Here is a 9,366-nt window from a genome sequence, read left to right on the forward strand (position 1 = left end):
CATGCTGCCAGCTGCCGCGAGCGGGTCCAGCGTAACGATATTAATACTGCCCATTAAGGCATTCGCGCCAAAAGCTGCTGCGTTGGGACCGCGAACCACTTCAATTCTCTCGATATCATCAAGCGTGATCGGCAAGGATGACCAGAGTATACCGCCCATAAAAGCCTGGCTATAGACTGCGTGTCCGTCAATTGCTACCTGTACACGTCTGCCATATTCGTCAGCAATCCCTTGATAAGAGGTCAGCGCCTCATCGCCGCTGCGATAACTGAGCTGAAAACCGGGAACATAGCGCAGAAGCTCGGGGATGGTCGTTGCACTGCTGGCTTCTATCATCTGCCGATCAATGACCGTCATCGATGCCGGTGTTTCATCAATCGACTGCTGCAGGCGTGTGGCGTGTAATACCACAGGCAATTCTGTAAAAAAATCATCTTCGGTGACAGACGATAATTCAGCAAACGATTCTGCAGCATGTACTACTGGCAAGGTCAGCAGTATCACTAAATAGCTGCAAATAAAAACAAATCTGTACACAATTACTCCAGCTGAGAAATAACCATCAGATAACAAATATAATAAATGTAGGGAATAATGGCAGAACTGAACACCAGCCTCAACTCTCAGTAATGCATTAGAGTTAAGTCATTCGGCACGCTACAACTCTCAATAACCCACAATTGCAGAATCAACCACATACATTCCTATCTACCCATTCCTAAATTAAGCCATATACCTTCAATTACGTTTACTGAGTCAGCACTTTCCAAGCGTATAATTTACGCCACACCGAAGCAGACCCATGCAATCTTATTCACTGGAAGAACCATTGAACTGCATATTTTTTCTGCGTTAAACCTTAATAAAATTAACATAAATAACCTATATCTATGTCTCAATCTTGGCTACACTGAACCTTAAACAAACGTTTAACTATACCCCTGCATTATTTTTTGAACCGGGAAGACGGTTTGTTTACTGATTGATAATGGCGTATTAATAATAATATTTCAGCCGTACTCATTTCCAGAGGACTCGCAGTTTGTTTGATAGCGAACGCCTCTTTAATTTCCGCCCTGAAGAAGGGCTTGTTCATGCTTACTCATACAACCTGATATGGGTCAGTGTCTCTATTGCTCTTGTTATTTTCGCCTCTTATGTTGCATTAAGGCTGAGCGAAAAGATTGAAAGGGGAACCGAAGAGAGAAATAAAAACATACTGTCACTTGTCGGCGCATTAACGATGGGGCTTGGCATCTGGACAATGCATTTTGTTGGCATGCTCGCTATTGACATGTCGCATACACCAAACTTTCGCCCACTCACCACCCTGTTATCAATATTCCCCGGCATACTTGGCGCAATCATCTCCCTATGTCTTTTGTGGCGTCTGGATATACGCTTGCCATTGCCAATAAGAAGTACCCTGCTCGGTGCCTGCATCCTGGTTATGCACTATATCGGCATGACAGGCATGATATTCGAGGGCCGTCTGGGATATGACCCCTTGCTGTTTTCAATCTCTTTCATTGTCGCCCTGACATTCTCCTACTTCGCGCTCTATTTAAAAGAGAAAATGGAGAATGCGTTTCCAATTGTCACCGCGATCGGTTTCGGCATCGCTGTTTCAGCCACGCATTTCACCGGAATAGAAGCAACATACTTCTTCAAGGCAGGCGCAACCTTATCGTATTCAGATATGGTCATAACCGAGTTGTCGGCAGTAAAAATATCGGCAACACTGCTTTTTCTGAGTATTGGAACAGCAGCTCTTACCCTCATTTCAACTATGACAGCAACATCAAGGCAACTGCAGCGAAGTGAAAGGCGCTGGAAATTTGCTCTCGATGGTGCCGGTGATGGCGTGTGGGACTGGAATCCCCAAACTGACAAAGCCGTCTTCTCAAAACGCTGGAACGAGATACTCGGTTACGCCGATGGTGAGTTCCCCGAAACTGGCGCGGCAGTTTTCAAGGCAATACATCCTCGAGACGTGAAGGCCGTGGTAAAAGGTGTAAAAAAGCACATACGCGGAGGTGGAGACTCATTTTATACCGCCGAATTCAGAATGCAGACAAAGGATGGTGACTGGAAGTGGATCACTGCCCGTGGAAAAATCGTTAGTCGTGATGCACAAGATAATCCCATACGCATCATCGGCACGCATACTGATATCACTGACCGCAAACTGGCTGAAGAACAGATTCGTATCGCCGCCTCGGCTTTTGAGTCACAGCAGGGAATGATGGTCACGGATGAGCAGAACCGGATTCTGCAGGTTAACCATGCCTTCATTGAGATGCGCGGATATTCAGAAGCTGAGATCATCGGCAATACCCCACGCATGCTTCAGTCCGGACGGCATGACACCGCTTTCTACAAGGAGATGTGGGAAGACATCAACCGAGATGGTTATTGGCATGGAGAGATTTGGGACAAGCGCAAGAGTGGAGAAATCTATCCCAAGTGGCTGAGCATCACTGCCGTGACCAATACCGATGGTAAGGTCACTCACTATGTCGGTGTACACACTGACATTACCGAAAGAAAAAACGCTGAACAGAAAATCGAGAGCCTGGCATTCTTTGACCAACTCACAGGCCTGCCCAACAGGACCCTGTTACTAGATCGACTCAAGCAACTCATTGCTGTCAGCAAGCGCAACAACCAATACAGCGCGATCCTGATGATCGATCTTGATCACTTTAAAAATCTCAACGATACGCTCGGACATGACAAAGGCGATATCTTTTTAGCCCAAGTGGCCAGGCGCCTGGAAGATTGCACACGTGCAATTGATACGGTTGCACGACTCGGTGGAGATGAATTCATCGTCATACTGCCTGAGCTTTCCCCGGATAAAAAACGAGCAGCCGATATCGCAGAAAAGGTCACTGAAAAAATTCTTGAGGCACTCAACCAGGACTATACGCTGGATAACGCCTCCCATCACAGCTCGGCCAGTATAGGCGTGTGCCTGTTTGGCACTGAGAGCATCACGACCGAAGAGCTGATGAAACAGGCTGATCTCGCTATGTACAAGTCCAAGTCGGCGGGGCGTAACTCACTCAGCTTCTATGATCCCGAAATGCAATCATCCGTATTGAAACGCGCCGCACTGGAAAAGGACTTGCGCAACGCAATTCAACAGCAGCAATTCACTCTCCACTACCAGCCACAGGTTGATATCAATGGCAAAATAACAGGTGCAGAAGCTCTTATCCGCTGGTCATGCCCTGGGAGAGGAGCAGTCGCACCCGGAGAGTTTATCCCCCTCGCTGAAGAGACAAGATTAATCATTCCTCTCGGCGAATGGATTCTGGAAACCGCATGTGAGCAGCTCGCTGCATGGGCAAAAATACCGGACATGTCTCGCCTCAAGATCGCAATCAATGTCAGTCCAATTCAATTTGCCAAAGTTGATTTTGTTGAGCAGGTTCTAAGCACGGTCAAACACACTGGTATCAAACCAGGCAGGCTCAAGCTCGAGCTCACGGAAAGCCATCTGCTACATAACGTGGAAGATATCATTAGTAAAATGCAGATCCTGGGTAATGCGGGCATCGGTTTCTCACTCGACGATTTTGGTACAGGTTATTCGTCTCTCTCCTACCTGAAACGCCTGCCACTGTGGCAACTGAAAATAGATCAGTCATTTGTTCGCGACATACTGACTGACCCGAATGACGCTGCGATTGCAAAGACAGTTGTGGCATTGGCCAACAGCCTTGGGCTGGGTGTAATCGCTGAAGGCGTAGAGACTGAACCGCAACAGGCCTACCTAGCCAAACTGGGCTGCTATAACTATCAAGGTTATCTATTCAGCCGGCCATTACCGATAGATGAGTTCGAGGCATGGTGTAATACATGGCCAGGCAAGACGATGAGCCAGGAGACTGCCCAGCAGTTGCTGATTTAAAGTAATTCCCGACTCACAGAAATCCATTTACACCCTGGCAAATCAGTTCTTTCTTGAGCGATAATTTCCCAGCTCATCGAGCAGCCACTCACGCGTTGTTCCAGGTTCTTCCTGGCCACATTGAACCAGGTAGTATTTGCCACTCATGGCACTTTTCGTAGCAGAGTAATCGATGAATTCTTCAGCGGAACCAATCTTGTCCTTGAAGTAGTCATACTTCTTCTGAATATGCGCAACGGCTTCAGGGCCGTCATGATAGCTGCCATTCCTATTGATTTTGCAGTCGGTTTGACTGACGAAGTTCAACAAATGGTCGATTGCTTCCTGCTCTGCAGGCTGCAATCCTGCAGAAGCACTCGATACAATAATCAGCGCTGAAAAATTAACTGCTTTTTTGAGAACTTGTTCCATGTTCATTGTTCTTTGCTTCCTTATTCAACCGTTACTGATTTGGCAAGATTCCTCGGCTGGTCAACATCCGTTCCCTTGAGTACAGCGACATGATAAGCAAGCAGCTGCAACGGAATGGTAAAGATAATTCGGGCACGAACCTCCTCGAGATTTGACTTGAGTTTTCCCAGCAGGTCGTCGTTCGGAGCAACGGCTACGATTGGCATCTCCTCGTCAACCAGTGCCAACGGGCCATGCTTCAGTTCACCAGCCGGGTAAGCCTCGGCGTGAATGTAGGAGATCTCCTTGAGCTTGAGCGCCCCTTCCTTGGCAACCGGGTACTGTACGCCCCGTCCCAGGAAAAGAGCATTACTCTTGTCACTGAAATGTTCTGCCATCTGGCAGATCGCATCATCGAGTTGCAGTGCGTCCTCAAGGTGGCGCGGCAGGGCTGCCAACTGCTTGACGATGATCGCCTCGCGTTCCCGTGTAATATTGAAACGCCTGCCAAGAACAGTTACCAGTAAAAGTAATGCTACCAGCTGGGTGGTAAAGGCCTTTGTCGAGGCTACACCGATCTCTGGGCCCGCACGCGTCATCAGGTTGAGATCCGTCTCGCGTATCAGCGAACTCTCAGGCACATTACATATGCCAAGAGTTGGCCCGAAGCCCCGTTCCTGCGCTGCCCGCAATGCTGATAATGTATCAGCCGTCTCTCCCGACTGTGAAATGGCGATCACCAGTGTCGCCGGATCCGCTACCGGGTGGCGATAGCGAAACTCGCTGGCAACCTCGACCTGGCACGGAATGCCGGCCAGTCCCTCGAACCAGTTACGTGCAACCATGCCGGCGTGAAAACTGGTTCCACAGGCGATGATACGTACTGACTTGATCCCGTCGAAGAGCTCTGATGCCTTTGGACCAAATGCCGCCTCCAGCACATGTGTATCGGAGAGTCGTCCTTCGAGCGTTTCAGCAATTGCATGTGGCTGCTCGTAGATCTCCTTGAGCATGTAGTGCCGATACTCGCCACGTTCGACTGCATCGGCAGAGATATTACTCTCCTTGATCGGACGCTCTACGAGTTGACCTTGCTGATCATATATCGCCACTTCGCTTGCTGTGATTTGCGCTGTATCACCATCCTCAAGAATGATGAAACGACGGGTTACCGGCAACAGCGCAGAGATATCGGATGCAATAAAGTTTTCACCAATACCGATCCCGACGACTAGCGGACTGCCACGGCGTGCCGCAACAATGACATCTTCCTCGCCCCGGTACATGACGCCAAGCGCGTAGGCACCTTCAAGTTTTTTGACTGTATTCTGTACTGACTGCAGTAATGAGATACCTGACTGCAGCTCATCATAGACTGCATGTACGATGACTTCGGTATCCGTGTCAGATGTAAACAGATGACCATCGCTACTCTGCTGTTCACGCAAGCCGGCATGATTTTCAATGATCCCGTTATGCACCAGTGCCACAGATTCCTTGCAGCTATGTGGATGTGCGTTGCTGACCGTCGGCTCACCATGTGTAGCCCAACGGGTGTGCCCGATGCCGGTATTCCCCTGCGGAGATGCGTCATTCACTCGTGTTTCGAGTTGTGCGACCTTGCCCTTGGTGCGCTCACGCCACAGCTTCCCGTTTTCGACCAGTGCCACACCTGCTGAATCGTAACCGCGATATTCGAGGCGCTTGAGCCCTTCGATAAGGATTGGCGCAATCGGACGTTGCGCAACGCCGCCAACAATGCCACACATCAGCCTTTATCCTTTTGTGGTCGTTTCCAGTTCATCACGCTTCTCTGTTTTGTTCGGCTCAGTGCCAGTGCATTTTCTTCAACATCTGCAGTAATCGTGGAACCGGCAGCAATTGTTGCTCCTGATTCGACAGTTACAGGTGCGACCAGCTGGGTATCGGAACCGACGAATACGCGGTCACCGATAACGGTTCTGTGCTTGTATGCACCATCATAATTACAGGTGATAGTTCCAGCACCAATATTCACAGCCTCACCGACAGTTGCATCACCGACATAACTGAGGTGATTAATCTTGGAGCCCCTGGCAACCTGTGCATTCTTGATTTCGACAAAATTTCCAATATGACATTCAGGTGCAAGCTCAGTACCGGGACGGATGCGTGCATAAGGCCCAACCTGGCAAGACTCACCGATAATGGCATCCTCGATTACACACATCTCCTTAACCACGGTACCGGCTGCAATTTTGCAATTGCGTAAAATGGAGTTGGCCCCAACACGCACACCTTCACCCAACTCGACATCGCCATCGAGGATGACATTAACATCAAGCGTCACATCCTGCGATACATTGGCATTGCCGCGAATATCAATTCGCGCCGGGTCAATCACTGTCACACCGTCACGCATCAACTGTTGTACCCTGGCACGCTGAAGCTCGCGCTCAAGTTCAGCCAGCTGTACCCGGTCATTGACACCGGACACCTCGAACATATCGTCCGGGCGTGCCGTGGAGATGACAACACCTTCTTTCACTGCCATGCCGATAATATCTGTCAGGTAGAATTCACCCTGGGCATTGTTGTCATCAAGCCTCTCAATCCAGGTCGTAAGACGCTCCCGGTTAATCAGCATGATGCCTACATTAACCTCGTGGATAGCAAGTTCTGCCGGAGAAGCATCTTTCTGTTCAACAATATGGCTGACCGCACCCTCTTCATCGCGCACGATACGACCATAACCTGCAGGGTTGTCGAGTTCGACTGTCAGCATTCCGAGGCTGCTATCAGCGGAAGATTCGATGAGCCTTACAAGTGTTTCATGACGGATCAGGGGAACATCACCATAGAGAACAAGAATCTTGTCGACCGATTGCAAATGCGGCATCGCCTGTGCAACGGCGTGGCCTGTTCCCAGCTGTTTGTCCTGCAGTACCCACTCAAGATTGGCTGAAGTGATTTTCTCGCGAACCAGTTCGCCACCGTGACCATAGACCACCGTGGTGTTATCAGGCTCAAGCTTATGTGCCGTATCGATCACTTGCGACAGCATCGGCTTGCCGGCAATCGGGTGCAGCACCTTTGGCAAGGCAGACTTCATACGGTTGCCCTGGCCAGCTGCGAGTATCACAACGCCAAGTTTCATACTTGTGATATCCCTTTAATGGGGCAGGCCCGGGGAGGTGTGAACACCCGAGGACTTTTCCTCACCCGGCAGTGCATCACGCACCTCCTGGGTGGAGACAGGAATACAAACTTCCCCTTTTGTACTATATCGCTGCTCATACTGGGTCCTGTTTTCCCTACCCGAAGGCCATACCCGGAAACGGAATATTAATAGTGAATAGGGCATTGTATCGAAACATCTGCCTGACATGAAGCGAATGAAAAAGGCCATACTCAAATGAACATGGCCTTTTGAACCGATTTTGTTGCCCGGGGTCAGCCGCGCTTGTTAGCTACCTTGCGCAACTTCTCGAGGGAACGCAGACGGGCTGCAGCATCGGCAAGCTCTGCCGCTGCCTTGGCGTATTCGAATTCGGCGCTCTTGTCTTTCATCGCCTCTTCGGCACGCTTTTTGGCTTCAAGTGCCGCTGCCTCATCAAGATCCTCGGCTCGTACCGCTGTATCAGCAAGTACGGTGACCAGGTGCGGCTGCACCTCGAGCATGCCTCCAGAGATGAAATAGTGCTTTATTTCACCATTGCCTTCGTCAACACGCACATCGCCCGGCTTCAGTGTTGTTACCAGTGGCGTGTGACGTGGTGCAATACCGAGTTCGCCCATGACGGCTGGTGCATAGACCATTTCGGCCAGGCCGGAATGGATTTCACCTTCGGCACTTACGATATCGACATGGATTGTCATAGACATCTCTCTGTTCCCCGTAGTAGCCTGATATTACTTCATTTTCTCGGCATTTTCGACAGCTTCGTCGACGGTACCGCACATATAGAAGGCCTGCTCCGGAAGGTGGTCGTATTCACCTTCAGCGATCGCCTTGAAGCTGGCAATTGTTTCCTTGAGGGAAACGTATTTACCAGGCGCGCCGGTGAAGACCTCTGCAACGAAGAAAGGCTGTGACAGGAAGCGCTGAATTTTACGTGCGCGGGATACTGTCAGCTTGTCTTCTTCAGAGAGCTCGTCCATACCGAGGATGGCGATGATGTCCTTGAGTTCCTTGTAGCGCTGCAGCAGGCCCTGTACACCACGTGCGGTGTCATAGTGCTCGGCACCGACCACGTTCGGATCGAGGATGCGAGAAGTTGAATCAAGTGGATCAACCGCAGGATAGATACCCAGCTCGGCGATTGAACGTGACAGTACCAGTGTCGCATCAAGGTGAGCAAAGGTAGTCGCCGGAGACGGGTCAGTCAGGTCATCCGCAGGCACGTATACGGCCTGGAACGAGGTGATAGAACCTGTCTTGGTTGAAGTGATACGCTCCTGCAGTACACCCATCTCTTCAGCCAGTGTTGGCTGGTAACCTACCGCTGATGGCATACGGCCAAGCAGTGCTGATACCTCGGTTCCCGCAAGGGTGTAACGATAGATGTTATCAACGAACATCAAAACGTCACGGCCTTCGTCACGGAAGTATTCAGCCATTGTGAGACCAGTCAGTGCAACACGCAGACGGTTGCCGGGCGGCTCATTCATCTGGCCATAAACCAGTGATACCTTATCAAGTACGCCACCTTCATCCATCTCGTGGTAGAAGTCGTTACCCTCACGAGTACGCTCACCAACACCTGCAAATACGGAGAAACCGGAGTGCTCAACCGCGATGTTACGAATCAGCTCCATCAGGGTTACGGTCTTACCAACACCGGCACCACCGAAGAGGCCGATCTTACCGCCCTTGGCGATTGGCATGATCAGGTCGATAACCTTGATACCAGTCTCGAGAATCTCGGTCGCTGATGACTGCTCGTCAAAACTTGGAGCAGAACGGTGAATCGGCATGCGCGCTTCGGCATCAACCGGGCCAGCATCGTCAACAGGCTCACCCAATACGTCCATTACACGACCCAGTGTAGCCTGACCAACAGGTACCTGGATTGGTG

The 9,366-nt window shown here is 50.3% G+C and carries 7 protein-coding genes; 1 reads left to right on the top strand and 6 read right to left on the bottom strand.

Annotated elements, in window-relative coordinates:
• Positions 1 to 537 (bottom strand): TonB-dependent receptor plug domain-containing protein (locus BOW51_RS07445; protein WP_153039633.1); only part of this gene is annotated, 537 nt, incomplete at its 3' end.
• 505 nt (positions 538 to 1,042) lie between these two features.
• On the opposite strand from BOW51_RS07445, the gene BOW51_RS07450 reads away from it, so the two are divergent.
• Positions 1,043 to 3,919, top strand: coding sequence for a bifunctional diguanylate cyclase/phosphodiesterase (locus BOW51_RS07450; RefSeq protein WP_078477132.1), 2,877 nt, complete (start codon positions 1,043 to 1,045; stop codon positions 3,917 to 3,919).
• Positions 3,920 to 3,961: 42 nt separating this feature from the next.
• Here BOW51_RS07450 and BOW51_RS07455 read toward each other — a convergent pair whose 3' ends face one another.
• From BOW51_RS07455 to atpD, 5 genes are all read right to left on the bottom strand, one after another.
• Complete coding sequence (locus BOW51_RS07455; RefSeq protein WP_245828602.1) at positions 3,962 to 4,336, bottom strand: DUF5329 family protein; 375 nt, start codon at positions 4,334 to 4,336, stop codon at positions 3,962 to 3,964.
• Positions 4,337 to 4,350: 14 nt separating this feature from the next.
• Positions 4,351 to 6,078 carry a glutamine--fructose-6-phosphate transaminase (isomerizing) gene (gene glmS / locus BOW51_RS07460; protein WP_078477133.1) on the bottom strand — a complete coding sequence of 576 codons (1,728 nt, stop codon included), beginning with the start codon at positions 6,076 to 6,078 and terminating at the stop codon, positions 4,351 to 4,353.
• Positions 6,078 to 7,445, bottom strand: coding sequence for a bifunctional UDP-N-acetylglucosamine diphosphorylase/glucosamine-1-phosphate N-acetyltransferase GlmU (gene glmU, locus BOW51_RS07465; RefSeq protein WP_078477134.1), 1,368 nt, complete (start codon positions 7,443 to 7,445; stop codon positions 6,078 to 6,080). Before glmU ends, glmS begins: the two co-directional genes overlap by 1 nt.
• A 296-nt stretch (positions 7,446 to 7,741) precedes the next feature.
• Complete coding sequence (locus tag BOW51_RS07470) at positions 7,742 to 8,173, bottom strand: F0F1 ATP synthase subunit epsilon (RefSeq protein WP_078477135.1); 432 nt, start codon at positions 8,171 to 8,173, stop codon at positions 7,742 to 7,744.
• 27 nt (positions 8,174 to 8,200) lie between these two features.
• Positions 8,201 to 9,366 (bottom strand): F0F1 ATP synthase subunit beta (gene atpD, locus BOW51_RS07475; RefSeq protein ID WP_078477137.1); only part of this gene is annotated, 1,166 nt, incomplete at its 5' end.

It is taken from the genome of Solemya elarraichensis gill symbiont, assembly GCF_002021095.1.
Taxonomy (GTDB): Bacteria; Pseudomonadota; Gammaproteobacteria; order Chromatiales; family Chromatiaceae.

Bases quoted from the DNA above. Each gene is read 5' to 3' on its own strand.
- BOW51_RS07455 (WP_245828602.1), bottom strand. From the start codon at position 4,336: ATGAACATGGAACAAGTTCTCAAAAAAGCAGTTAATTTTTCAGCGCTG.
- glmS (WP_078477133.1), bottom strand. From the start codon at position 6,078: ATGTGTGGCATTGTTGGCGGCGTTGCGCAACGTCCGATTGCGCCAATC.
- glmU (WP_078477134.1), bottom strand. From the start codon at position 7,445: ATGAAACTTGGCGTTGTGATACTCGCAGCTGGCCAGGGCAACCGTATG.
- BOW51_RS07470 (WP_078477135.1), bottom strand. From the start codon at position 8,173: ATGTCTATGACAATCCATGTCGATATCGTAAGTGCCGAAGGTGAAATC.